The organism is Nocardia sp. 852002-20019_SCH5090214 (assembly GCF_001665865.1).
GTDB lineage: Bacteria > Actinomycetota > Actinomycetes > Mycobacteriales > Mycobacteriaceae > Nocardia > Nocardia nova.
The window spans coordinates 1-25,016 of the sequence record NZ_LZMK01000157.1; the positions used below are offsets into that span (position 1 = coordinate 1).

17 protein-coding genes are annotated in these 25,016 nt (G+C 67.6%); 12 read left to right on the plus strand and 5 right to left on the minus strand.

Annotated elements, in window-relative coordinates; genetic code table 11:
- Nucleotides 1-323: 323 nt before the first annotated feature.
- A complete protein-coding gene (locus A5780_RS13295; RefSeq protein ID WP_082976456.1) occupies nucleotides 324-1,355 on the minus strand; it encodes an alpha/beta hydrolase in 1,032 nt (343 codons plus the stop codon).
- Nucleotides 1,356-1,584: 229 nt separating this feature from the next.
- Between A5780_RS13295 and rfbA the strand changes: the two genes are divergently transcribed.
- Both rfbA and A5780_RS13305 read left to right on the plus strand, forming a co-directional pair.
- On the plus strand, nucleotides 1,585-2,475 hold the full coding sequence (rfbA, locus tag A5780_RS13300; protein ID WP_063016822.1) for a glucose-1-phosphate thymidylyltransferase RfbA: 891 nt from the start codon (nucleotides 1,585-1,587) through the stop codon (nucleotides 2,473-2,475).
- Nucleotide 2,476: 1 nt separating this feature from the next.
- Complete coding sequence (locus tag A5780_RS13305; RefSeq protein WP_063023894.1) at nucleotides 2,477-3,034, plus strand: dTDP-4-dehydrorhamnose 3,5-epimerase family protein; 558 nt, start codon at nucleotides 2,477-2,479, stop codon at nucleotides 3,032-3,034.
- Nucleotides 3,035-3,095: 61 nt separating this feature from the next.
- Here A5780_RS13305 and A5780_RS13310 read toward each other — a convergent pair whose 3' ends face one another.
- Nucleotides 3,096-4,562 carry an MFS transporter gene (locus A5780_RS13310; protein ID WP_063016868.1) on the minus strand — a complete coding sequence of 489 codons (1,467 nt, stop codon included), beginning with the start codon at nucleotides 4,560-4,562 and terminating at the stop codon, nucleotides 3,096-3,098.
- Between the two features lie 236 nt (nucleotides 4,563-4,798).
- Here A5780_RS13310 and A5780_RS13315 point away from each other — a divergent pair, with 236 nt between their 5' ends.
- A complete protein-coding gene (locus tag A5780_RS13315) occupies nucleotides 4,799-5,152 on the plus strand; it encodes a MarR family winged helix-turn-helix transcriptional regulator (protein WP_036525409.1) in 354 nt (117 codons plus the stop codon).
- Between the two features lie 28 nt (nucleotides 5,153-5,180).
- On the opposite strand, the gene A5780_RS13320 is transcribed toward A5780_RS13315, so the two are convergent.
- Both A5780_RS13320 and A5780_RS13325 read right to left on the minus strand, forming a co-directional pair.
- Nucleotides 5,181-6,053 carry a helix-turn-helix transcriptional regulator gene (locus A5780_RS13320; protein ID WP_063016826.1) on the minus strand — a complete coding sequence of 291 codons (873 nt, stop codon included), beginning with the start codon at nucleotides 6,051-6,053 and terminating at the stop codon, nucleotides 5,181-5,183.
- Between the two features lie 123 nt (nucleotides 6,054-6,176).
- Nucleotides 6,177-6,878 (minus strand): DUF4282 domain-containing protein, encoded by a 702-nt coding sequence (locus A5780_RS13325; protein WP_231509340.1) that lies wholly within the window; start codon nucleotides 6,876-6,878, stop codon nucleotides 6,177-6,179.
- A gap of 367 nt (nucleotides 6,879-7,245) precedes the next feature.
- Between A5780_RS13325 and A5780_RS13330 the strand changes: the two genes are divergently transcribed.
- The 3 genes from A5780_RS13330 (at nucleotide 7,246) to A5780_RS13340 (ending at nucleotide 11,061) form a co-directional block, all read left to right on the plus strand.
- Nucleotides 7,246-7,728: a hypothetical protein gene (locus A5780_RS13330; protein ID WP_036525405.1), complete on the plus strand. Its 483-nt coding sequence runs from the start codon at nucleotides 7,246-7,248 to the stop codon at nucleotides 7,726-7,728.
- A 110-nt stretch (nucleotides 7,729-7,838) separates the two neighbouring features.
- Nucleotides 7,839-10,070 carry a molybdopterin-dependent oxidoreductase gene (locus tag A5780_RS13335; RefSeq protein WP_064908580.1) on the plus strand — a complete coding sequence of 744 codons (2,232 nt, stop codon included), beginning with the start codon at nucleotides 7,839-7,841 and terminating at the stop codon, nucleotides 10,068-10,070.
- Between the two features lie 370 nt (nucleotides 10,071-10,440).
- Complete coding sequence (locus A5780_RS13340; RefSeq protein WP_063016870.1) at nucleotides 10,441-11,061, plus strand: pyridoxamine 5'-phosphate oxidase family protein; 621 nt, start codon at nucleotides 10,441-10,443, stop codon at nucleotides 11,059-11,061.
- A gap of 25 nt (nucleotides 11,062-11,086) precedes the next feature.
- Here A5780_RS13340 and A5780_RS13345 read toward each other — a convergent pair whose 3' ends face one another.
- Nucleotides 11,087-11,569 carry a GtrA family protein gene (locus A5780_RS13345; RefSeq protein WP_104379108.1) on the minus strand — a complete coding sequence of 161 codons (483 nt, stop codon included), beginning with the start codon at nucleotides 11,567-11,569 and terminating at the stop codon, nucleotides 11,087-11,089.
- A 142-nt stretch (nucleotides 11,570-11,711) separates the two neighbouring features.
- Here A5780_RS13345 and A5780_RS13350 point away from each other — a divergent pair, with 142 nt between their 5' ends.
- The 6 genes from A5780_RS13350 (at nucleotide 11,712) to A5780_RS13375 (ending at nucleotide 24,919) form a co-directional block, all read left to right on the plus strand.
- Nucleotides 11,712-13,202, plus strand: a complete 1,491-nt coding sequence (locus A5780_RS13350; RefSeq protein ID WP_167356699.1) for an FAD-binding oxidoreductase — start codon at nucleotides 11,712-11,714, stop codon at nucleotides 13,200-13,202.
- Nucleotides 13,199-13,960: a decaprenylphospho-beta-D-erythro-pentofuranosid-2-ulose 2-reductase gene (locus A5780_RS13355; RefSeq protein WP_030516814.1), complete on the plus strand. Its 762-nt coding sequence runs from the start codon at nucleotides 13,199-13,201 to the stop codon at nucleotides 13,958-13,960. Before A5780_RS13350 ends, A5780_RS13355 begins: the two co-directional genes overlap by 4 nt.
- A gap of 175 nt (nucleotides 13,961-14,135) precedes the next feature.
- Entirely contained in the window at nucleotides 14,136-16,100 is a 1,965-nt protein-coding gene (locus A5780_RS13360) for a galactan 5-O-arabinofuranosyltransferase (RefSeq protein WP_064908581.1), read from the plus strand.
- A gap of 173 nt (nucleotides 16,101-16,273) precedes the next feature.
- Complete coding sequence (locus tag A5780_RS13365) at nucleotides 16,274-18,127, plus strand: DUF6541 family protein (RefSeq protein WP_156769485.1); 1,854 nt, start codon at nucleotides 16,274-16,276, stop codon at nucleotides 18,125-18,127.
- Nucleotides 18,128-18,177: 50 nt separating this feature from the next.
- Nucleotides 18,178-21,429: an arabinosyltransferase domain-containing protein gene (locus A5780_RS13370; RefSeq protein ID WP_064908582.1), complete on the plus strand. Its 3,252-nt coding sequence runs from the start codon at nucleotides 18,178-18,180 to the stop codon at nucleotides 21,427-21,429.
- A gap of 112 nt (nucleotides 21,430-21,541) precedes the next feature.
- Entirely contained in the window at nucleotides 21,542-24,919 is a 3,378-nt protein-coding gene (locus A5780_RS13375; RefSeq protein ID WP_369829524.1) for an arabinosyltransferase domain-containing protein, read from the plus strand.
- Nucleotides 24,920-25,016 lie beyond the last annotated feature (97 nt).

The following is a 25,016-nucleotide window of genomic DNA, read 5'->3' on the forward strand; positions in this document are numbered from 1 at the left end:
CCTGGGGGTGCTCGCCGGGCAGATCTTCATCACCGCCCCGGTCGCCATCGGCGCCGCGATCCAGTACTTCGCCACCACCACCGCGCCGTTCAACCCGCCGGCGCCGGCCAAGTAATTCCGCAGGCCGCCCGTCCCCCTGAGTGGGCGGATACCTCGGATCAGAGACAGTGCCCCGCCCACCGTCACGGTGGGCGGGGCACTGTCGTTTCCGTGCTTACGCTCCGCTGCCGCCTCCGGGCCGTACCTGTCAGGCGGTGTTCGATGCGCCTGACAGGTCCGGCCCTCCGTGGTTACGCTCCGCTGCCGCCTACGGGCCGTACCTGTCAGGCGGTCCGCGCGGCCTCTTCCGGTTCGACCCGCGCCCGCACGAATCGCGCCACCCGGGCCAGTGCGGCCCGGCTCTCCGGCATATTCGGCAGGATGCTCATGAAGGCGTGGACCTGTCCGCGCCACAGCTCCAGCGAATTCGGCACCCCGGCCGCGGTGAGCCGGTGGGCCATCAATTCGCTGTCGCAGCGCAGCAATTCGTCCTCACCGACGATCAGCAGGGCCGGCGGCAGGCCGGTGAGCGATCCGTTGACCGGGGACAGCGCCGGGTCCAGCGGTTGCTCCGCCTCGGCCCCGTACCGCACCATCTGCCGCACCGCCGCCATCGGGATGTAGGCGTCGCGACCGACGTTCATGTACTCGCCCTTGACCCGGTAATCGAGATCCAGCAGCGGCGACAGGCCGACCAGGCCGGCCGGACCGGGCAAGCCGGCCTGCGCCGCCCGCAGTGCGGTGGCGAAGGTGAGGAAACCGCCCGCCGAATCTCCGGCGAAGACGATGCGCGACGGATCGGCGCCGTGCCGTAACAACCAGCGATAGGCCGTCAGGCAGTCCTCGACCGAGCCGGCGATATTCGTCCCGGGCAGTTGCCGATAGTCCACGTTCACCACCGGCAGCCCCGTACGACGCGCCAGGCTGGCCGCCACCGGCCGATGCGAGTCCAGTCCGCACAGGAAGAAGCCGCCCCCGTGCATGTACATCACGGCGCCGTCGCGCAGGGATCGCCGGGCGCCGGCCGGGCGGATGATCTCCATCCGGAAGCCGCTCATCCGCACCTGTTCGCGTTCCACGCCACGCACCTGCGGGCGCAGTGCCGCCAGCCGGTCGATCAGGATCCGCGCGACCGGCATGGTCATCGGGGTGATCGGGTAGCGCCGGATAACGGGGCCCACCACGCCCCGGCAGGTGAACAACACCGCTTGCGAATGCAGACTCGCACGGTCCGGGTTCACCACCACCGGATCCACGACAACACCGGGTTCGAGCCCCGGCCGGTATTCGGCCTCGCCGATGGGAATCGCGGTCATCGCGCACCTACCTGCCACTCGGCGCCGAGCGACCGGCTACCGGCAGATTCGGTAGCTGAGGTGTCGGCGCTGACATCTCACACACTCATGTTTCAGAACACCACGGATGTGTGACCTACGCAATACTTGATCGCCCGACCAGGCCGCGGCGAAACCATCGTGACCATTTCGCGGTCCAGTCGGAACCTCATCGAGCCCGAGTGGGCGAGAGCTGGCAGACTTGCGTCACATGCGCGGAATCATTCTGGCCGGGGGCACCGGGTCCCGGCTGCACCCGATCACGCGCGGGGTCAGCAAGCAACTGGTCCCGGTGTACGACAAGCCGATGGTCTACTACCCGCTGTCCACGCTGATGCTGGCGGGCATTCGCGACATCCTGGTGATCACCACGCCCGAGGATGCCGAGGCCTTCCGCCGGCTGCTCGGCGACGGTACCCAGTTCGGCCTGGCGATCGACTACGTGGTGCAACCCGAACCCGACGGCCTGGCCCGGGCGTTCGTGCTGGGCGCCGACCACATCGGCGGCGAATGCGCGGCACTGGTGCTCGGCGACAACATCTTCCACGGTCCCGGCCTGGGCACCCGGCTGCGACGCTTCGACGGACTCGACGGCGGCGCGGTCTTCGCCTATCGGGTGTCCGATCCCTCGGCCTACGGCGTGATCGAATTCGACCGGGGCAGGGCCGTTTCCATCGAGGAGAAGCCGAAACTCCCACGGTCCAACTACGCCATTCCCGGCCTCTATTTCTACGACAACGACGTCGTCGAGATCGCCCGGGGACTGCGACCGTCCGCGCGCGGGGAATACGAGATCACCGATATCAACCGCACGTACCTCGAACAGGGACGATTGCAGGTCGAGACCCTCGCGCGCGGCACCGCGTGGCTCGATACCGGCACCTTCGATTCGCTGCTGGACGCCGCCAATTACGTGCGCACCATCGAGGAACGCCAGGGTCTCAAGATCGGCGTCCCGGAGGAGGTGGCCTGGCGGATGGGCTTCATCGACGACGAACAGCTGTGCCGGCTGGCCGAGCCGCTGGTGCGCTCCGGATACGGGACCTACCTGCTGGACCTGCTGAATCGCGGGCGCGACGATCGCTACGGACAGGACGGTTGAGATGCGGATTCGAGAACTGGCGGTCCCGGGTGCGTGGGAGTTCACGCCGCAGTTACGCGGCGACGAGCGCGGCGTCTTCGCCGAGACGTTCAAGGCCTCGGAATTCGAGAAGGCGACCGGACGGCCCCTGGACCTGCTGCAGATGAACACCTCCACCTCGGCGGCGGGTGTCCTGCGTGGTATCCACTACACCGAAAATCCGCCCGGCCAGGCGAAATACGTCACATGCATGCGCGGCGCCTTCCTGGACGTCGTGGTCGATCTGCGCCGCGACTCCCCGACCTTCGGCCGCTGGGACAGTGTCGTGATCGACGACGTCTCGCGCCGCTCGGTCTTTCTCTCCGAAGGACTCGGCCACGCCTTGCTGTCACTGGCCGACGATTCCACCGTCACTTATCTGTGTTCGCTCGAATACTCCCCCGAATTCGACCGGGACCTGGACGCATTCGACCCGGATCTCGGAATCGACTGGCCCACGGTCGGTTCCGACGGCACTCCGCTGACCTTCCTTCGCTCACCGAAGGACGCGGCCGCACCGCGCCTGCGCGAACTGCGCTGAACGCGCAAACGCCACGCCCGGCTCGAACCGATGAGCCGGGCGTGGCGCTCGGGGTGGAACCTCAGGCCGCCGCGAGTTCCGGTGCCTGTTCGGACTCCTCGACCTCCTGCCGCTTCTTGCGGGCAGGCAGGAAGTGGGTGAAGGCGATGAGGGCGCCGATGATCGCCGCGATGCCCGCGAAGATCAGGCCCGGACGGTAGCTGTCGAGCACCGCCTGCGGTGAATTGCCGTGCGGCCCCGAGGAGATCAGCGCGGTGGTGATGGCGAGGACGATGGCCGCGCCGACCTGCATGGAGGTCTGCAGCACGCCGGCCGCCAGGCCCTGTTCCTCGTCCTCGATGCCGTTGGTGGCCTGAATGTTGATGGCCGGGAAGCCGATCCATCCGATGCCGATCAGCAGCACCGCGGGCAGGATGACCGCGAGATAGGACGGTGCGGTGTCGATGCGCAGGAACAGCAGGTAGCCGATCGCCATGACGGTGGTGGTGACCGCGATGATCGGGCCGGTGCCGAAGCGGTCCACCAGCTTGTCGGAGAACACCGACGACAGCGCCACCAGCACACCCACCGGCAGCAGCGCCATCGCCAGGGTCAGCGGCGACCAGCCCAGGCTGTCCTGCAGGTACAGGGTGACGATGAACTGCCAGCTGAAGTACGAACCCGCCACCGCGACGATCACCAGACTGGCTCGCACCAACGTGGCCTTGCGCAGGATGCCCAGCCGGATCAGCGGATGCCGCACCCGCTTCTCCACCGCGACGAACGCGGCGAACAGGACGAGCACAGCCGCGAACGAGCCCACGGTGCGCGCCGAACCCCAGCCGGCCTGCGGTGCGGACACCACGGTGTAGACCAGCAGCAGCATGGCGGCGGTGGAGAACAGCGCACCCAGCAGATCGTGACCACCCTCGGCGGTGTCACCCTTGTCCTTCGGCACCAGGATCGCCGCGGAGACCAGGGCGGCCAGCGCGATCGGCACCGGCAGCAGGAAGGTCCAGCGCCAGCCGAAACCGGTCATCAGGCCACCGAAGACCAGACCCATGGAGTAGCCGCCCGCACCGAAGACGGTGTAGATGGACAGCGCCTTGTTGCGCGCGGGCCCCTCGGCGAAGTTCGTGGTGATGATCGACAACCCGGTGGGCGCGGTGAAGGCGGCCGCCAGCCCCTTGACGAAGCGGGTCGCGATCAGCAGCGGCCCGGAACTGACCAGCCCGCCCGCCAGGGAGGCGACCGCGAAGACGGCCAATGCGATGAGGAAGACCTTGCGCCGGCCCAGCAGATCGGCGGTGCGGCCACCGAGCAGCAACAGACCGCCGTAGCCGAGCACGTATCCGCTGACCAGCCACTGCAGGGTCGAGGTTTCGAGATGGAGTTCGGTACCGATGGACGGCAGCGCGACGCCGACCATCGAGACGTCGAGGCCGTCCAGGAACAGCACGATGCACAGCGTGATGAGCATGCCCCAGAGCCGGATCGGCCACCGAGTATCGGCCGCCGAGGCGGCCGGAAGTGTTGCTGTGGAAGTCATGTCGCGGAACATTACATGCGTGCGCATCTAATGCACAAGCATTTAATGCAGTTGCATGAATCTGCCCCAGGCACTAGGATGGCGACATGACAAAGGCGTCGACAGCGTTTCCGGCGCATTCGACGGACGCGGTGGCACCGGATACGGAGCTCGCCGCAGGTCTGCCGTCCACCGCGCCGAGTGATACCGAGGCCGGTTGCCCGTCTCCGGCCGGCCGGAACGACGGGCCGGGCGGCTTGGTCGGCGAGTGGCGCGATCTACTCGCTCGTCATGCCGCGGTGTCCTGTGCGCTGGAGAAGGACCTGCAGCGCGAACACCACATCGGCCTGAGTGAGTTCGAGACGCTGGACCGCCTGGTCGACGCCTCCTGCGACAGCTACCGGATGAGCGATCTGGCCCACGACATCCACCTGAGCCAGAGCGCACTGTCCCGTACGGTGGCACGGCTCGAACGCGACGGACTGGTCGATCGCACCCTGTGCACCGAGGACCGCCGCGCGATCTTCGTCTGCCTCACCGACAAGGGCCGCGCGCTCCACACCGCCGCCGTTCCGACTCATCGCGAAGTATTGGAACGCACCCTGCACTGAATTCGCCGGTACCGAATCCGGTAGCGCGTCAGGCGGCGGCGATGGCCTCGTCCAGGGCCGCCCTCCCGTCCACCGAGGCCGCGCGGATATTCGCGAATGCGCCTCGATAGCGGTCGATGTCGGAATTTTTATCGAAATAGGTGGATACGCCGAAATTTTCGACGTAAACGACCGGCGGCTCGGTCGTTTCCGCGCCGGCCGCGCCGAATTCCAACAGGACGAATCGCCCGGAATCGAGACCGTCGTGGTAACCGGAATCGTTGGGCACCAGACGAATGTCGATATTCGGGCGCTCACACATGCGGCGCAGATGATCCAGTTGCCCCGCGATCACGGCCGGATCACCGATCCGCCGCCACAGCAGCGATTCGGCGATGATCGCCACCAGCCGCACCGGCTCCGGGGTGCGGGTGAGCAGACGCTGCCGCTGCCCGCGCACCTCGATCCGGCGCTCGATATCGGCGGGGCTCAGATTCGGCCGGGCCGCGGTCAGCAGCGCGCGGGTGTAGTCCTCGGTCTGCAGCAGGCCCGGCACGAATTCGTTCTCGAAGGTGGAGATTTCGGTCGCGGCCTCTTCCAGGCCGATGTACACGTCGAAACCCTCGGCGATCACGTCACTGTAGGGAGCCCACCAACCGCGCGCCTTGGTTTCACGGGCGAGAGCGGTGAGGGGTTCCAGCTCGGCCTCGGGTGCGCCGTAGATCTTGCACATGGCTTCCACGTCGAGGCTGCGCAGGGAGGTCTGACCGGTCTCGATCCGCCAGATCTTGGCCTCCGACCATTCCAGCCGGCGAGCGGCCACCCGGGTCGTCATCCGGGCGCGATTGCGCAGGTCACGCAACCGGCGGCCCAGTTGCCGCCGCGGCATGGTCGAACCTGTGATCCCCTGCGGTGAAGCCATTTTTCCCCCTCGGCAGAAAGCTTCGCGGGCATCGGGATTCGCTCCGGACACCCCCGAACGGATTGTTGCACAACAGAACAACGCCCGACAGCCGCGCCGATCGGCCGGGCCGCCGGTGCGCTGCTACTTGCGCGGGGGACGCTTGCGGAACCGCCAGAACTGCACCGCGCGAACGTCTTCCGAGAGCTGGTTCACCGGCTCGGCGACATCGGACAGAGCGCGGAACAGATCGTCGGCGAGGGTGTTGATGTGTTCCACCCGGGTTGCCAGCCGCGAGGCGTTGACCAGGAATTCCAGCGCCAATCGCACCGAGGCCGCGATGGTCAGGCCGAGCGGCACCGCCACCACGATCGCGAAGATCAATCCCAGCAGTGCGGATACCTGCCACAGGACCACGACCAGGACCAGGGGGATGCCGACCGCGAAGGCCAGTCCCAGGAGATAGGCCAGCGGCAGCAGCGTGCGCGTGGCCGGGGTGCGGAACTGCACATCCAGCAGCGCGCGGGCGGCCGCACCGCACCAGGCCCGGAAGGCGCCCGGACTCCGGAACGGTTCGGGCCGCTCGTCCTCCTCGGCGGTATCGCTCTCCTCGGCGGCATCGTCCGGCGACCGGCGTCGTCGTGCGGAGTCCTTCCATGCGAGCCAGCGCGATTCCACCGCGTAGTCGGCGTCGCCCGGTTCGCCTTCGCCGGACCGGTCGTCGATTCCGGCACGTTCGGCCGGCGACTCGGGTGCTTCGTCCATATTTCGTGCGCCCCCAGCGGAATCGCGCGCGCCGGCGGTATCGGAGTCCCGGTTCCTGGGCCGCTGCGGGTCGTCGCTCATGATTCGAATCCTCTCCCGGCACAGCGGAAGCGAGCAATCTCCCGGCGGGATCGAATCCCATCGGTCACATGCGACTCACATCACACTTTCGTCCCATTTCTTCCCAGCGACCTGCCAGGGAATCAACAGCCGCAACGCATTCGATTCACAGCGACGCACACAAAGGTGGTAGTCGTAGCAGTTCACAACGGCGGCGAACGGCGGTCCGAAAGGTTCATAGCCACCGGCGATCACCGCCCGACCCTGTGACGTATCCGACCATCACGAAGAAATTTCCACCAAGTTGTAACACCGCCGGTAGCGCGGCCCGATACGTCCCATGAACACCGACGCAGGACCCAGATCTACCCGGGGAATGGAGAACACAGTGCGTACAGCGTTTCCGACTTCCGTCCACGCGGCGACGTTGGCCGCTACCGCGCAGGACTACATCCAGCGCGGGTGGACGGTCGCTGAAACGGCCAACGGCATCTGCCTGATCACCGACACGAATGTGTCCGGTATCGAGGTCGCCGGCGAACTGGCCGCGAACGTGCGCCGATTCCTGCGGGCCAACAACCTGTCCGGACCGGTGATCGAGATCCCGGGCGCCGAGCGCCGCGAGATCCACCTGGTGACCGGACTCGCCAAGGCCGCGATGGCGCTCGAGGCGCTGCGCGCGGCCGGCGCGATCGTCTACACCGACGGTGCGGGCATCCCGTTGCCGCCCACCCAGCTCTCGGCCGGCGAGGCCTGCTGGGGCGTAGCGCCGACCGAGGCCCGCTGGCTGCCGCCGGTCGTCGCGATCGCCGCGGCCGTGCGTTCGGCGAACTCCGGCCGTAAGCCGCAGGTCGCTCGCATCGCCAGCTGAATCGACCATCCGCGAAACCGCGAGAACGACACTGTTCTCGCGGTTTCGCGGTTTTCGTGCATTTCGAATGAATCTCGGCGCGACGACGAGTCGCCGACGATGATGGATCCATGTCACGCGTCACCGCAGAAGCCCGTACCACCCACCGCACCTGCCCGCTGTGCGAGGCCGTCTGCGGACTCGAGATCACCCTGGACGCTCAGGACCGGGTGACGCGCGTGCGCGGCGACCGTGAGGACCCGTTCAGCCGCGGCTTCATCTGCCCGAAGGGCGCGAGCCTCGGGGCGCTGGACGCCGACCCCGATCGGCTGGCCGAACCGATCATCCGTGATCGCGCCACCGACACCTGGCGCCAGGCCACCTGGACCGAGGCCTTCGACCTCATCGCCGAGCGGGCCCCGGCCGTCCTCGACGAATACGGCCGCCAGGCCGCGGCGCTGTATCTGGGCAATCCGAATGCGCACACAGTCGCCGGCGCGCTGTACGTGCCGGCGCTCATCCGGGCGTTGAGCACGCGCAATCTGTACTCGGCCAGCACCGCCGATCAGATGCCGAAGCAGGTGTCGAGCGGGCTCATGTTCGGCGATCCGCTCACGGTCGCGGTACCCGATCTGGACCGCACCGACTACCTGCTGATGCTCGGCGCCAATCCGCTGGAGTCCAACGGCTCGCTGTGTACCGCCCCGGACTATCCGGGCCGGTTGAAGGCGCTGCGCAAACGCGGCGGGCGGTTGGTCGTGGTCGATCCGCGGCGCACCCGGACCGCGGACCTCGCCGACGAGCATCTGTTCATCCGGCCCGGAAGCGATGCCTATCTGCTGTTCGGCATCGTGCACACACTCTTCGCGGAGGATCTGACCCATATCCGAGTCGAGGTGGCGGGACTCGAACAGATCCGTTCGGCGGCAGTCCCGTTCACGCCCGAGGCCGTGCAGGCACGCACGGGCATCCCCGCCGAGACCGTGGCGCGGCTGGCGCGGGAGCTGGCCGCGGCGCCGACGGCCGCGGTCTATGCGCGCATCGGCACCTGCACCGCCGAATTCGGCACTCTCACGCAGTGGCTGGTGGATGTGATCAACGTGCTCACCGGCAATCTCGACCGGCCCGGCGGCGCGATGTTCGCGACCGCCGCGGCACTGGGCATCGTGCGAACGCGGCCGTTCCGGCTCGGGCGCTGGACCAGCCGGGTGCGCGAATTGCCCGAAGCCATGGGCGAATTCCCCGTCGCGACGCTGGCCGACGAAATTCTCACGCCCGGTGAGGGACAGGTCCGGATGCTGGTGACGGTGGCCGGCAATCCGGTGCTCTCGGCGCCCGCGGGCGCACGGCTGGGCGAAGCGCTGGCCGGGCTGGACTTCATGGTCAGCGTGGATCGCTACCTCAACGAGACCACCCGCCATGCGGATGTGATTCTGCCGCCGCCGCGCACACTGCAGGCGCCGCACTACGATTTCGCGCTGCTGCAGTTCGCGGTGCACAACTACGCCCGCTATTCCCCGCCGCTGGTCGCCATGCCGGACGATCGGCCCTCGGAACCGGAAATACTTGCCCGCCTCGCACTTTCCCTGGCGGGGCAGCGACCGGAGCCCGGGCGCGATTACGTCGCCGAGGTGGACGAGCTGATCATCGCCGGCACGCTGCACAAGGCAGGTCTCACCGAGCGACGCGGCGAATTGATCGGCGCCGACACCACCGAACAGCGCATCGACATGATGCTGCGCCTGGGCCCGTACGGCGAGTGGAATCCCGATCGTCAGCCGGTGGACATCGGCACCGGCGAGAGCGGGGCGCCCGAGGGACTGAACCTGCAGGTTCTCCTCGACAATCCGCACGGCGTCGACCTGGGTGCGCTGCGACCGCGACTGCCCGGTGTGCTGCGCACCGCCTCCCGGAAGGTGGAGCTGGCGCCCCAGCCGCTGCTCGACGATACGACCCGGCTGGTGGCCGAATTGTCCGCTGCCCGACCGGATGTGGTCTTGATCGGCCGGCGGCAGCTGCGGTCGAACAACAGCTGGATGCACAACGTACCGGCGCTGGTCGGCGGCTCCAATACCTGCACGCTGCATATTCATCCCGACGACGTCGCCCGCCTCGGGCTCGGCGATCTGGCCGCGATCGAATCGGCGGCCGGAAAGCTGACCGTGCCGGTGGAACCGAACGACCGGATCATGCCCGGCGTGGTGAGCCTGCCGCACGGATGGGGACATTCGGGCAGTACCCAGACGGTCGCGCGGGAGCACGCCGGCGTGAATGCCAATGCCCTGACCGATGATTCCCGCATCGACGCCGTGTCCGGGAATGCGGTGTTCAACGGGGTTCCGGTGACCATCACGCCGGTGTGATTCTCCGACCGGTCGGCACGTGCAAGGGGGATAGCGCTCGTGGCGCAGCGGGCAACCCGCGCGCTATCTCCGTACTCGTAAATGTGAAAAGCGCACGCTCGCAAGCAGTTCGGCCGCCGGCACCCTTCGAATTCGGCCAGCAGCCCTGAGGCAAACGGCATTTCGAGCGTTGCCGCGCACCTGTCCCGTACGCGAGACTGATGCGCGGTAGCGGCTCAGCTCACAGATTGTCTTCACAGACAGTGCGCCCATCTGCCGGTTCGCTGATTTCGCCATCCGAAACACGTTCGTTCCTATAGGATTTCGACATATTTCAGGTTCAATGCCGAACCATCCACGTGCGGATCTCAGCTACCCGGAGGGGTGTGGCATGTCCGGTTCCACAGGCGGCAGTGACGGCGAGCGAGAACTGCAACGCCGATTCGGCACCGAGGAGCGCGCGGAGCGTTTCTACGACGAACAGGTGCTGAACAGCCTCAACTCACGCATGCGCGAGTTCGTGGGACGGATGGATATGGCCTTCATCGCCACCGCCGACCGGCACGGTGAATGCGATACCAGCTTCCGGGCCGGCAAACCCGGATTCGTGCACGTCATCGACGACCGCACGGTCGCCTATCCGGAATACCGCGGCAACGGAGTGATGGCCTCCCTCGGCAACATCCTGGAGAATCCGCACGTCGGCATCCTGATGATCGACTTCGTCCACGACCTGGTCGGGCTGCATATCAACGGATCGGCACGCATCGTCGACGATCAGTCGTTGCGAGGCCGGGTACCCGACCTGCCGCCGGCCGAGCGCGGCCGGGTCGCCGAGCGGTGGGTGGTCGTGGATGTCGAGGAGGCCTACATCCACTGTAGAAAGCACATCCCGCACCTGACGCCGGCCGCCCGCGAGGAGCGGGAATGGGGTACCGACAGTCCGCGGGCCAAGGGTGGGGACTACTTCGGCGCCAAGGCGCAGGCGCGGGCCCTCGTCGCGGAGGGTTGACGGTTCGGGATAGGCGATCCGAACGTCAGCGGATCTTGAAGATCACCGCACGCTGCACGACGAAGTTGATCACGGTGGCCACGCCCTGCGCGATGACGAAGGCGATCAGCACCGCACCCTTCACCGAATGGCCGGCGATATCCACCGACATCGCGGGCAGGGTGTCGTTGAGCAGCGCGTTGATACCCACCTGCGCCGCGAAGGTCACCGCGTAGAGGATCACCACCGCCACGAACCGGCTGCGGCTCGGCGGCGCCTTGAACGTCCAGCGCCGGTTGATCAGATACGCCGTGGTGGTACCGACGATGAAACTGCAGGCCTTGGCGAAATCGCGCGGGACCCCGAACAGGGCCATGAGCAGCACGTACAGCCCGAAGTCGACCACCGCCGACAATCCGCCGGTGAGGACGAACCGGACAATCTGCGTCTTCAGATCGACATCCGTGCCGCCCGGCTCGTCTACCAGGGGCAACTCGGCCGGAAGAGGAAGATGGGGTTCCGCACTCACGGCACGAGAGTAGCGGGTCGCGCCGCACACGCCGCGACAACCGCGCTCCCGCCCCGGTCGCCGCTGTGAAATCCGCCTCGAGCGGGCCGCGGACACGCGACAGCCGACCCCTGCCCCGGCCATACCTGTAGCCTCTATGCCGATGTCCACGAAAGCTCAGACCTCCACCGCCGCGGGTCCTGCGAACTCCGCGGGCGACGGCGAGGCGTCACAGGCAAGCAGCAACGGCTCCGCCGACAGCTTTTCGCTGCCGACGCATACCCGTCGACTGACCGGATGGGGTCGTACCGCTCCCTCCACCTCCGAAGTGCTCTCGACCGGCGATCCGGAACTGATCGCCAAGGCCGTGGCCATGGTCGCGGAGGACAACGAGTCCAAGCCGGCGTACCTGCGACGCGGCGTGATCGCGCGCGGGCTCGGCCGGTCCTACGGTGACCATGCGCAGAACGGTGGCGGCCTCGTCATCGACATGTCGGCGCTGAACAACATCCACCGGATCGACCGTGACAGCCACCTGGTCGATGTGGATGCGGGCGTCAGCCTCGATCAGCTGATGAAGGCCGCGCTCCCGTTCGGCCTGTGGGTTCCGGTCCTGCCCGGCACCCGGCAGGTGACCGTCGGCGGCGCCATCGCCTCCGATATCCACGGCAAGAACCACCACAGCGCCGGCAGCTTCGGCAACCACGTGCGTTCGATCGACCTGCTGACCGCCGACGGCAAGATTCAGCACATCGGTCCCAAGAAGAACGCCAAGCTGTTCTGGGCGACCGTCGGCGGCAACGGCCTGACCGGCATCATCCTGCGCGCCACGATCGAGATGACGCCGACCGAGACGGCCTACTTCATCGCCGACGGCATCAAGACCACGACGCTGGACGAGACCATCGCCGTACACAAGGACGGCTCCGAGGAGAACTACACCTACTCCTCGACCTGGTTCGACGTGATCAGCGCACCGCCGAAGCTGGGGCGCGCCAACGTTTCTCGCGGCCGCCTGGCCAAGTTGGACGAACTGCCGAAGAAGCTGCGCGCCAATCCGCTGAAGTTCGACGCGCCGAATCTGCTGACGGTGCCGAACATCTTCCCGAGTTTCGCGGCCAACAAGCTCACGCTCGGCATGGTCGGCGAGGCGTACTACGCGCTCGGCGGCAACTACACCGGCAAGATCATGAACTTGACGCAGTTCTATCACATGCTGGACGTGGTCTCGGAGTGGAATCGGGCCTACGGATCGGCCGGTTTCATCCAGTATCAGTTCGTCCTGCCGCCCGAGGCGCTGGACGAATTCACCAAGATCATCGTCGACATCCAGCGTTCCGGTCACTACTCGGCGCTCAATGTGCTGAAGTTCTTCGGGCCGGGCAACCAGGCGCCGCTGAGCTTCCCCATGGAGGGCTGGAACATCTGCGTCGACTTCCCCGTGCGTCCGGGCCTCAACGAGCTGGTCACCGAATTGGACCGTCGCGTCCTGGAATTCGGCGGTCGCCTCTACACGGCGAAGGACTCCCGGACCACCGCGGAGACCTTCCACAAGATGTATCCCAAGATCGACGAGTGGATCAAGGTCCGCCGAAGTGTCGATCCCACAGGCGTTTTCATGTCCGATATGGCGAGAAGGCTGGAGCTGCAGTGATCAACGCGGTAGGTAACCCGCAGAACATTCTGCTTTTGGGCGGCACCTCGGAGATCGGTCTCGCGATCGTCGAGGAGTACTTGAAGAAGGGCCCGGCGCGAGTGGTGCTCGCGGCGCTGCCGAACGATCCGTTGCGCGCGCAGTCGGTCGCTCAGTTGGAGGCCGCGGGCGCGTCGAAGGTCGAGATCGTCGACTTCGACGCGCTGGACACCGGCAGCCACCCCAAGGTGATCGAACAGGCCTGGGCCGACGGCGATATCGATGTCGCGATCGTCGCCTTCGCGCTCGACGGCGACGCCGAGGAGCTGTGGCAGAACCAGCTCAAGGCCGTGCGGGTCGCCGAGGTCAACTACACCGCGGGCGTATCGGTCGGCGTGCTCGTCGGCGAGAAGATGAAGGCCCAGGGCTTCGGGCGGATCATCGTCATGTCCTCGGTGGCCGGTGAGCGCGTCAAGCGCGCCAACTTCGTCTACGGCTCCACCAAGGCCGGTCTGGACGGGTTCTATCTCGGCCTGGGCGAGGCGCTGCGCCCGCACGGCCCGCGCGTCACCGTGGTGCGGCCGGGCCAGGTGCGCACCCAGTTCTCCGCGCACGTCGCCGAGGCGCCGCTCACGGTGAACAAGGAAGACGTTGCGGTGCTTGCGGTTTCGGCGTCCGAGAAGGGTAAGGAACTGGTCTGGGCGCCGGGTACGTTCCGCTGGGTCATGATGATCCTGCGCCACGTTCCGCGCCCGATCTTCCGCAGACTTCCCATCTAGATCGGTTCGATTTCGAGCCGCGAAGGAGAGTCGCCGCTACCGAGCGCCGGCTCTCCTTCGTCGTTTCACGAGGACGGCCGCCGGCACAGCGCGAGCATCGCGCCGACGCGAACCGGTTCCACCCGGCTTGTAGGCTCGCGGGCAGATCGGCGGCGAGAGAGGATCCGGAGGCACTGTGCGCGTACTAGTCCGGCAGGTCGGGGGCGGGCTCGGGGAAGCTGTCGTCGGGGCGGTGGTCGCCGCGCTGGTGGCGGCGATCGGGCTGACGGCGATGTCGGCGGTGCAGTGGCCGGCGTTCAACTCCTCCAATGTGACTCGCGCGCTGACCACCGTGGGGCAGGCGGGTGCGGCGGTGCTGCTGGTGCTCGCCATCGTGCTGATCCGGATGCGCCGGTGGCCGTGGGTGGCGAAAGTGCTGTCCTGGGCGGGTATTTCCGCCTTCGTCACGGTAACGCTGGGAATGCCGCTCGCGGCGACCAAGCTGTATCTGTTCGGCATTTCGGTGGATCAGGAATTCCGCACCGAATATCTGACGCGCCTCACCGATACCGCCGCGCTGCACGATATGACCTACGCCGACATTCCGGCGTACTACCCCGCCGGCTGGTTCTGGATCGGCGGACGGGTCGCGAATCTGCTCGGCCTGGCCGGGTGGGAGACGTTCAAGCCTTATGCGATCGTGTCGCTGGCGGTGGCGTCGGTGCTGGCACTCGTGTTGTGGTCCAAGCTGATTCGCTGGGATTGGGCGGTCGCGGTCACGGCGACGACCACCGCGGTGATGGTGGCGTTCGCCTCCCCCGAGGCCTACAGCGCCGTGCTGGTGATCCTGTTCGCGCCGGCGATGGTGCTGGCGTGGGGTGCGCTGTATCGACCCGCCGAATTCGGGGCGACGGGGAGCCCGGCCGGCGAGCCGCGCACCGCGGGCGGCTGGGGCGCGGCGCTCGGAGCGGGGGCGTTCCTCGGACTGTCGGCGATGTTCTACACGCTGTTCTTCGTGGTCGCGGTCTTCACCGTGGTCCTGATGGGTCTCGTCGCCTGGGCAACCCTGTGGTGGCAGCAGCGCGAGATCGCGGTACATCAGCCGCGCGCTCCGCGGCTGGGCCTCTTCCGCCTGCTGTGGCCGATTCTGCTGCGGCTGATCGTCATGGGCGTGATCGCCGCGATCCTGGCCCTGATCGTCTGGGCCCCGTATCTGGCGAAGGTGCTGACCGGGCATCCGCCGGAATCCAATACGGCCCTGCACTACCTGCCGGAATCCGGTTCGCGCCTGGCGTTCCCGATGTTCGACTTCTCCGAACCGCTGCTCGGTGCCCTCTGCCTGCTCGGCACCCTCTGGCTGGTGGTGCGGGCCGCGAGTTCGCGACGGGCCCAGGCACTCGCCATCTCGGTGGTCGCGATCTATCTGTGGTCGCTGGCCTCCATGCTGGTCACGGCCGCCGGTACGACGGGGCTGGCCTTCCGGTTGGAACCCATCCTGCAGGTGCTGCTGGCCGCGGCGGGAGCGTTCGGATTCGTCGAGGGCACACGAGCCGTGTACCAAGCCCTCGACGAACCGCGACGATTCCGGGCGGCAACCGCGGTGGTGGCGGTCCTCGGTGCGCTGGCCTTCACACAGAGCATTCCCGGCATCCTGAATGCCGAGATCACCACCGCCTACACCGACACCGACGGCAACGGGGTACGAGCGGACAAGCGCAGCCCCTCGGCGGTGTCGCATTACGGCCACATCGACCAGGTCCTCACCGAGCAGACCGGGCGGCCGCGCGACGAGACGGTGCTCCTCACCGCCGACACGAGCTTCCTGTCCTACTATCCGTATTTCGGTTTCCAGGCCCTGACCTCGCATTACGCCAACCCGCTCGCCGATTTCCCGGCCCGGGCCGCCGAGATCAAGCGCTGGAGCGAGCTGAAATCACCGGCCGAGTTGATCGACGCGCTGAACCACTCTCCGTGGCGCGCGCCGGACGCCTTCCTGTTCCGCCGCAGCGGCGAGAACTACACCCTGCGCCTGGCCGAGGACGTCTATCCCAACGACCCCAACGTGCGCCGCTACACCGTCGAATTCCCGGGGAGGCTCTTCGCCGATCCGCATTTCCGGATCACGGATATCGGGCCGTTCACCCTGGTCGTGCGCTCCTGACCCGCACTGTGGATAACGCTGTGGAATTTCCCCGTTCCTGTGGATAACCAACGCTCACCCGGCGCCACTTCACTCCGGATGGGTACGGTGGGTGGCTGATTGTCGGCCGAAGGAGTGTTTTACCAGTGGTGCAGGGCGGGCCAGCGGTTCCCGACGAGTCACAGCGTCCGGGGGTGAGCGCGGCCGTTCTGTCCGAGGGGCACGAGCTGCGCACGTCGCCGGAGCCGAGACCCGCGGACAGACCCTCCCGGGGCGCGCGGCTGCTCGAACGGCTGCTCGCGTCCCGCGCAGATCTCGCGGTCGCCGTCCTCTATCTCACTGCCGCTGTGTACGTACTGTCCGGGCAGTGGCGCGACACCGCGCACGGATACCTGGTGAAGAGTGGCCAGGACCAGTCGATGTGGGAGTGGTTCTTCGCCGAAACCGCACATGCGGTGATCCATCGGCACAACCCGCTGGGCACGAATCTGCAGAACTATCCCGACGGCGTGAACATGATGGCCAATACCGCCATGTTCGGCGTCGGGATTCCGTTGACGCCGGTGACCGTGCTGTTCGGCCCGACCGTCACCTTCGCGCTCGTGCTCACCCTGGGTCTCGCCGGAACCGGTTTCGCCTGGTACTGGCTGTTCTCGCGGGAGTTGGTGCGATCCCGTTTCGCCGCCGCCCTGGGCGGCGCGTTCTGCGGCTTCGCACCCGCGATGATCTCGCATGCCAACGCCCACCCCAATTTCGTCGGTCTGGCGATCCTGCCGGTGCTCGCGATCCTGGTCGTCCGGATGGCGCGCCGGGCCGCGTCCGACGAAACGGTGAGCCGGGCGCGGCAAATGCGAGAGGCCGTGGTGCTCGCGGTTCTGGTCGCGCTGCAGATCGCGCTCGGCGAGGAGCCGCTGCTGATCTTCGCCCTGGGCTTCGGCCTGTACGCCCTCGTCTACTACCTGCACGAACCTCGGACCGGGCTGCGGGTGGTACGTGCCGTGACGCCGACCCTGGCGCTGGCCGCGGTGATCACGGTGGCCGCCACGGCGATTCCGCTGTGGTGGCAGTTCTTCGGGCCGCAGAGTTACCGGTCCATCGATCACGGGCCGATGGGCAACGATCTCGAGGCGCTGGTCGAATTTCCCTCGCAATCGCTGGGCGGGGTCTTCGCCCCGGGCAAGACCCCGGCGATCAATCCGACCGAGGAGAACGCCTTCTTCGGCTGGCCGCTGCTGGCCTCGACCGCTGTGACCGCGGTCTGGCTGTGGCGCTCACGCCACCGCGACTATCGGGCGATTCGCGCGGCCACGACGGTGATCGTCGTGTTCAGCGTCCTGTCGCTGGGCGTATCGCTGCGAATCGGCAGGTCCGATACCGGGATCACCCTCCCGTGGCACTGGCTCGACCACGTGCCGCTGCTGAACACCGTGCTGGAGACGCGTTTCACCATGGCCGCGATTCCGGCGCTCGCGGTGATCCTGGCGCTGGGGACGCAGCGAATCCTCGAGTACGCCGGCACCAGCACGAACGACCTGCGGCCGGCGATCTGGTTCACCGCCGTCGCGCTGGCACTGGTCCCGCTGGTCCCCACCGTGCTGCCGGTGACCCATCGCGATCCGACGCCGCGGTTCTTCACCGACGGCACGGTCGGCCGCTATGTCGGCGACGGCTCGGTCGTCATCGCGCCGCCGCCGACCCGGCTCGACGCCCAGCCGCTGAACTGGCAGGTCGATGCCCATTTCGGCTTTCCGCTCGCGGGCGGCTATTTCGTCGGGCCGACGGCCGACAAGAAGGGCCGCTACGGTCCCGACGATCGGCCGACTGCGACGCTGTTGATGCGGGCGCAGAAAACCGATCGGATCCAGCCGGTCGATTCCCGGGCGAGGGCGCAAGCGCTGACCGATCTGGCCTACTGGCACGCCGACGTGGTCGTCCTGCCGCCCACCGAACACGGCGGGGCGATCCGCGCGACCCTCGACCAGCTGCTCGGCATCCCGGGGCAGGTGGTCGACGGTGTCGTCGTCTGGGATGTGCGCGGACTGCGGTGATGCGCCCTGCCACCTCCGGGCCCGTCGCTCCGGTCGCCTAGCATCGCTGGGTGCGCGCAGACTCTCCAGCGTTTCCCCGCATCCGCGTGATCGCCCTTCTTTCGGGCTTGATCGCCGTCGCCCTCGCGGTGCTCACACCGCTGCTACCGGTGCGGGAGGACCGGGCGAGCCTGGATTGGCCGCAGCCGCAATCGGTCCCGGTGAACGCGCCACTGGTGTCGTATGTGCCGCTCACCGTCGACGCCTCGCTGCCGTGCAGCGCGCTACGCGAACTACCCAGCGGCACGGTCTTGTCCACGGTGCCCGCCGACGCACCCAATGCCTCTGCGAAGGGTCTGATCGCCAAGGTCACCGACGAGCCGGGTGGGCGCACACTCTCGGTGCTGCTGCGCGATATTCCGCTGCTCTCGGCGCCGCTGGCCGAGGTGGGTGGCTGCGCGCGCTTCGTCGTCACCTCCACGGCCCAGGCCACGACGGCCGAATTCACCGGTGTGACACGGCAGGACGGCACACCGTTCACCAATACCGTCGGCGGCGATGTGCGACCCCAAATCGTCGGCGTCTTCACCGATCTGACGCGAGCGCAGCTCGGTGACGCCCACCTGCACGCCGCCATCGACTCGCGCTTCTCGTCGACGCCGAGCCCGCTGAAGCTGGCCGCGATCATCGGCGCGGTCGTCTTCACCCTCATCGCACTGATCTGCCTGCACCTGATCGATACCGCCGACGGACGACGACCGCGCCGCTTCCTGCCGGCCCACTGGTGGCGGGTCACCGTCGCGGATGTGGTGGTGCTGGGCACCCTGGTGGTCTGGCACATCATCGGCGCCAACACCTCCGACGACGGCTACATCCTGAATATGGCCCGGGCGTCGAAACATTCGGGCTATATGGCCAACTACTACCGCTGGTTCGGAGTGGCCGAGGCGCCCTTCGGCTGGCCGTACGAGGTGCTGGCGTGGATGACCCGGGTGAGCGACACCGGTTGGTGGATGCGGCTGCCGGCCCTGCTGGCCGGCGTGCTGTGCTGGCTGGTGATCAGCCGGGAAGTGCTGCCGCGCCTGGGTTCTCGCGTCCGTCGCGACACCGTGGCGCTGTGGACGGCGGGGCTGGTGTTCCTGGTCGCCTGGCTGCCCTACGACAACGGCCTGCGCCCGGAACCGCTGATCGCCCTGGGCGCGCTGCTGACCTGGTGCTCGATCGAACGCTCGATCGCGACCGGACGACTGCTGCCCGCCGCGATCGCGGTGTTGATCGCGGCGTTCTCGCTCGCCGCCGGGCCGACCGGCCTGATCTGCATCGCCGCCCTGGTCGCCGGCTCGCGACCGGTCCTGCAGCACATCATCTCCCGCGCCCGCGGCGGCGGTTCGGCCCGCGCGGCGGTACTGCGGTACGGCGCCCTGCTCGCACCGGGCGCGGCCGCCGGAGCACTGGTCCTGGTGGTGGTCTTCGCCGATCAGACACTGGCCTCGGTGATGGAGGCGACCCGGGTCCGCAAGATCATCGGACCGAATGTGGCCTGGTTCGACGAGCGGACCCGCTGGGATTCGCTGCTGATGCTGGCGCCGGACGGCTCGCTGGCCCGCCGGTTCGGCATTCTCGGCATGCTGCTGTGCCTGCTGGTGTGCGTTCTGGTCATGTTGCGCAAGAACGGCCGCATTCCGGGTACCTCGAAGGGCCCTTCGGCCCGCATCCTCGGCATCGTGTTCATGTCGCTGCTGCTGATGATGTTCACGCCCACCAAGTGGACCCACCACTTCGGCGTCTATGCCGGATTGGCCGGTTCGCTCGCGGCGCTGACCGCGGTCGCGGTGGGTATCAACGGAATTCGCGCCCGCTACAACCGCTCGCTGTTCGCGGCCGCGGTGTTCTTCCTGCTGGCGATCACGTTCACCGGATCCAACGGCTGGTGGTACGTCTCCAGCTACGGTGTGCCGTGGTACGACAAGGCGCCGCTGGTCGCGGGTAAGGGCCTCTCGACGCTGTTCCTCGGACTCGCGGTGCTGAGCCTGCTGCTGGCGGCGTATCAGTACTATCGCGAGCCGTATCGAAAGACCGAGGGCCGCAGGCGGTTCGACACCTGGGCGGTGCAACCGCTGACCATCGCGGCCGCGGTCATGGTGCTGTTCGAGGTCGCCTCCCTCGGCAAGGGCGCGATTACGCAATATCCGGCCTATTCCATCGCGAAGTCGAATATCCGTGCCCTGGGCGGACATCCCTGCTCCCTGGCCGACGCGGTACTCACCGAAACCGATACCGCCGATTCCCTGCTGCAGCCCTACTCCGGTTCCGCGGCCGATGCGCTCGGCGCCGACAGTGTGGGCTTCGACCCGAACGGTGTGGCCAAGGACTTGACCGCCGACGCCGAGGAGACGACCACCGGCGGCGCGAATTCGGTCAACGCCGATTCCGCGAACAAGACCACCCGCACCACCACCGCGGGCACCGGCGGCGGCACCACACAGCAGGCGGGCGTCAACGGCAGCACCGTCGCATTGCCGTTCGGTCTGGATCCGGCCCGCACACCGGTGCTGGGCAGCTACACCACCGGGACCAAACAGCAGGCGCATCTGACCTCGGGCTGGTACCGGATGGACCTGCCCGGCGCCCGCCAGGATCCGGACCGCAAGGTCCTGGTGGTCACCGCGGCCGGACGGATCAAATCGGTGAACGCCGACGGCGTGGTCACCTACGGCCAGGATCTGCGCGTCGAATTCGGCGACCGCGCCGCCGACGGCACCGTGCGGCCGCTGGGCTCGTTCGTGCCGCTGGATATCGGCGGCGCGCCGTCGTGGCGGAATATGCGGGTGCCGCTGGACCGCATTCCGGACGGGACCAACGCGGTGCGGATCGTGGCGGTCGCCAACGATCTGACGCCGCGGCAGTGGCTCGCGGTCACACCGCCACGCCTGCCGAAGCTCGCCACCCTCGATTCGGTGGTCGGACACACCGATCCCGTCCTCGAGGATTGGCACGTCGGCCTGGCCTTCCCCTGCCAGCGTCCGTTCGACCACAAGGACGGCGTGGCCGAGGTGCCGAAGTGGCGCATCCTGCCGGACCGGGTCGGTTCCGACGCCTCCAACGCCTGGCAGGACGATATCGGCGGCGGTCCACTGGGCTGGACCGGATTGTTGCTGTCGGCCCAGACCATCCCCGCCTATCTGAACGACGACTGGAGCCGCGACTGGGGTTCGCTGGAACGGTTCACCCCCTACGTCCCGGAGGCGCGCCAGGCCGATGTCGGGGTGACGGTTCGGACGCGCTGGGGCTGGGCCAAGGATGCGCCCATCAAAGTGAAATAGCAGGTCGACCGGTATGTAGCGGAAGTACGGGCAACGGTTCGGAAAATCGATAGGTCCGAACCGTTCCCGTGAACACGGTCACTCTCAGTGTGGGCAGATAACATCACCATCCGTGCCCGACGCCGCAACAGCTGTCTTGACCAAACCGCCGGTCGCCGAACAACCGGTGACGTCGCGCGATTTCCGCACCGCCCGGATGATCGCCGTGATCGCCGGCCTGCTCGGCGCGATCTTCGCGCTCGCCACCCCGTTTCTGCCGGTCCAGCAGACCACCGCCGAGGTGAACTGGCCGCAGGGCGGGAGCATCGGCAATGTCGAGGCGCCGCTGATGTCGCAGGTCCCGGTGGATCTGCGGGCATCCATCCCGTGTTCGACGGTGGCCGCGCTGCCCCAGGGCGGCATGCTGCTCAACACCGCGCCGCCGCAGGGCGACCGCGCCGCGCTCGAGGGCATGTTCGTGCGTGTCACCAGCGATTCGGTCGACGTGGTCGACCGCAACGCGATCGTCGCCTCCGCGAAGCGCAGCGAGCTCGAGGGCTGCACCGCCATCACCATCACCTCCGATATCGACCGCACCTACGCCCACTTCGAGGGCCTGACCAAGCAGGTCGAACGGCCCACCGCCGACGGCGGCGGCGGCACCGAAACTGTGACCGTGCCGGTGGACGGCGCCCTGCAGGGTGATCTGCGGCCGCAGGTGGTCGGCGTGTTCTCGGATCTGAAGGGCGCGGCGCCGGCCGGGCTGTCGTTCCACATGACCGTCGATTCCCGCTTCTCGTCCTCGCCGACCGTGATCAAACTGGTCGCGATGATCGCCGCGGTGCTGTGCACACTCATCGCGCTGGCCGCACTCGGCCGCCTCGACACCAGCGACGGCCGCGGCCACCGCCGCTTCTTCCCCGCGCACTGGCTGAAGCCGACCTGGGCCGACGGCGCGGTCCTGGGCATTCTGCTGGTGTGGCACTTCATCGGCGCCAACACCTCCGACGACGGCTACATCCTGACCATGGTGCGAGTGGCACCGCACGCGGGCTATCTGGCCAACTACTTCCGCTGGTACGGCGTGCCGGAGGCGCCGTTCGGCTGGTACTACGACGTCATCCAGGTCTTCGCGCAGATCTCCACGGCCAGCCCGTGGGTGCGCATTCCCGCGCTGCTGTGCGGAATCCTGTGCTGGATGGTGATCAGCCGCGAGGTGGTGCCACGACTGGGCCGCAGCGTGCGGACCTCGAAGGTCGCGCTGTGGACCGGCGGGCTGGTGTTCCTCGCCTTCTGGCTGCCCTACGACAACGGCCTGCGCTCGGAGCCGATCGTCGCGCTGGGCGCGCTGCTGACCTGGGTGTCCATCGAACGCGCGATCGCCACCGGACGCCTGTTGCCCGCCGCCGGCGCGGTACTGGTCGCGGCGTTCACCCTCGCCGCGGCGCCGACCGGCCTGATGTGTGTGGCCGCCCTGCTCGCCGGTATCCGGCCGCTGATTCGAATCGTGGTGCGCCGCAAGCGCGACCTGCAGGCGCGTGCCGGTAGCGGCTGGCGCGCTTCGGGATTCGTATCCTCACTACCGTTGCTGGCGCCGATCGCGGCGGCCGGTTTCCTGGTGCTCACCGTCGTCTACAGCGACCAGACCTTCGCCGGGATCCAGGAGGCCAACCGCGTGCGGCGCCTCACCGGTCCGAACCTGGCCTGGTACGAGGACTACCTGCGCTACTACTACCTGTTCGTGCAGACCGTCGACGGCTCGGTCTCGCGCCGGTTCGCCTTCATCGTGATGATCCTGTGCCTGATCACCACCGCCCTGGTGTTGTTGCGGCGCAAGCAGATTCCCGGCATCTCCAGCGGTCCGACCTGGCGGTTGATCGGGGTGGTCTGCGGAACCATCTTCTTCATGATGTTCAACCCGACCAAGTGGACCCACCACTTCGGCGCGTACGCGGGCATCGCGGGTGCGCTCGCGGCGGTGACCGCGGTCGCGGTTTCGGCGACGGCGCTGCGGTCGCGCAAGAACCGCTCGATCTTCCTGGCCGCTCTGTTGTTCGCTCTGGCGCTGTCGTTCTCCGGCACCAACGGCTACTGGTACGTCTCGAGTTACGGCGTGCCGTGGTTCGACAAGACGGTCTCCCTGCACGGCTTCCAGTCCAACACGCTGATGCTGGTCCTGTTCGGCCTCGCGCTCGCGGTGGTGGCCTGGCAGGCGCTGCGCGAGGGTTACGCCAAACCGCCGGAGAGTTCGAAATCCTCGCGCGGCAAGCGCATTCGCCGGTTCGCGGCCATTCCGCTGACGCTCGTCGCCGCGGCGATGGTGTTGTTCGAGGTGCTGTCGCTGGCCAAGGGCGCTGTGACCCAGTACCCGGCCTACTCACTGGCCCGCGGCAACGTCGACGCGGTCGACGGCAACCGCTGCGGAATCGCCGATGACGTTCTGGTCGAGTCGAACCCGAACCAGGGCCGGTTGAATCCGATCATCGATCCCGCGCATCCGCCCAAGGACAACGATCCGCTGGCCGGTGTCGACCCGACCGGCTTCGATCCCAACGGCGTGCCGACCGATCTGAAAGCCGATGCGGTGGAGGTGAAGCCGGGCACCGGTAACACCTCCAACCAGTCGGTGGGCGCGAACTTCGCCGAGGGACAGAACGCGGGCACCGGCGGCGGCACCACGAAAGAGGCCGGGATCAACGGCTCCACGGTGGCACTGCCCTACGGCCTCGACCCGAAGGCGACCCCGGTGATGGGCAGCTATCAGCAGGGCCTGCAGCAGCCCGCGCATCTGACCTCGAGCTGGTACGAACTACCCGCTCGCTCGGCCGATGCACCGCTGGTGGTCATCTCCGCGGCCGGCCGCATCCTGTCCTTCGACCAGACCGGGGCGCTGCAGTACGGCCAGGACCTGAAGCTCGAGTACGGCAAACGCCAGCCCGACGGTTCGGTGAAATTCGAGGGCAGCTACGTCCCGCGCGATATCGGCCCGGCGCCGTCGTGGCGCAACCTGCGCGTTCCGCTGTCGGAGATCGCCGCGGACGCCGATGCGGTGCGGATCTCGGCCAATCGCAATGTGCTGATCGGTGACCAGTGGCTGGCGTTCACACCGCCGCGAGTGCCGAAGATGGTCACGCTGAACAACTTCCTGGGCTCCGAGCAGCCGGTGCTCGAGGACTGGGCGGTGGGCCTGCAGTTCCCGTGCCAGAACCCGTTCCCGCACCGCTACGGCGTGGCGACCATGCCGAACTACCGCATACTGCCCGACCGCCCGCTCGCGGTGAGCTCGACCGACACCTGGCAGGCCGAGGAATTCGGCGGCCCGCTCGGTTTCACCCAGATGCTGGCAAGCTCCACCACGATCCCGACCTATCTGAAGGACAACTGGGCTCGTGACTGGGGCACCTTGGAGCGCTACAACCGGTACTACACCGATGCCACACCGGCGAAGGTGGACACCGGCACCGCGACGCGCTCCGGATTCTGGAGTCCGGGACAGCTGCGCGTGTTCTGATCGTCGCTGCATACGACGACGGCGGGGGGGGGGCCAAAATGGGGGGGCCCCCCCCCGCGCGGGGGGCGGCGGGGGGGCGGGGGGGGGGACCCGAGGG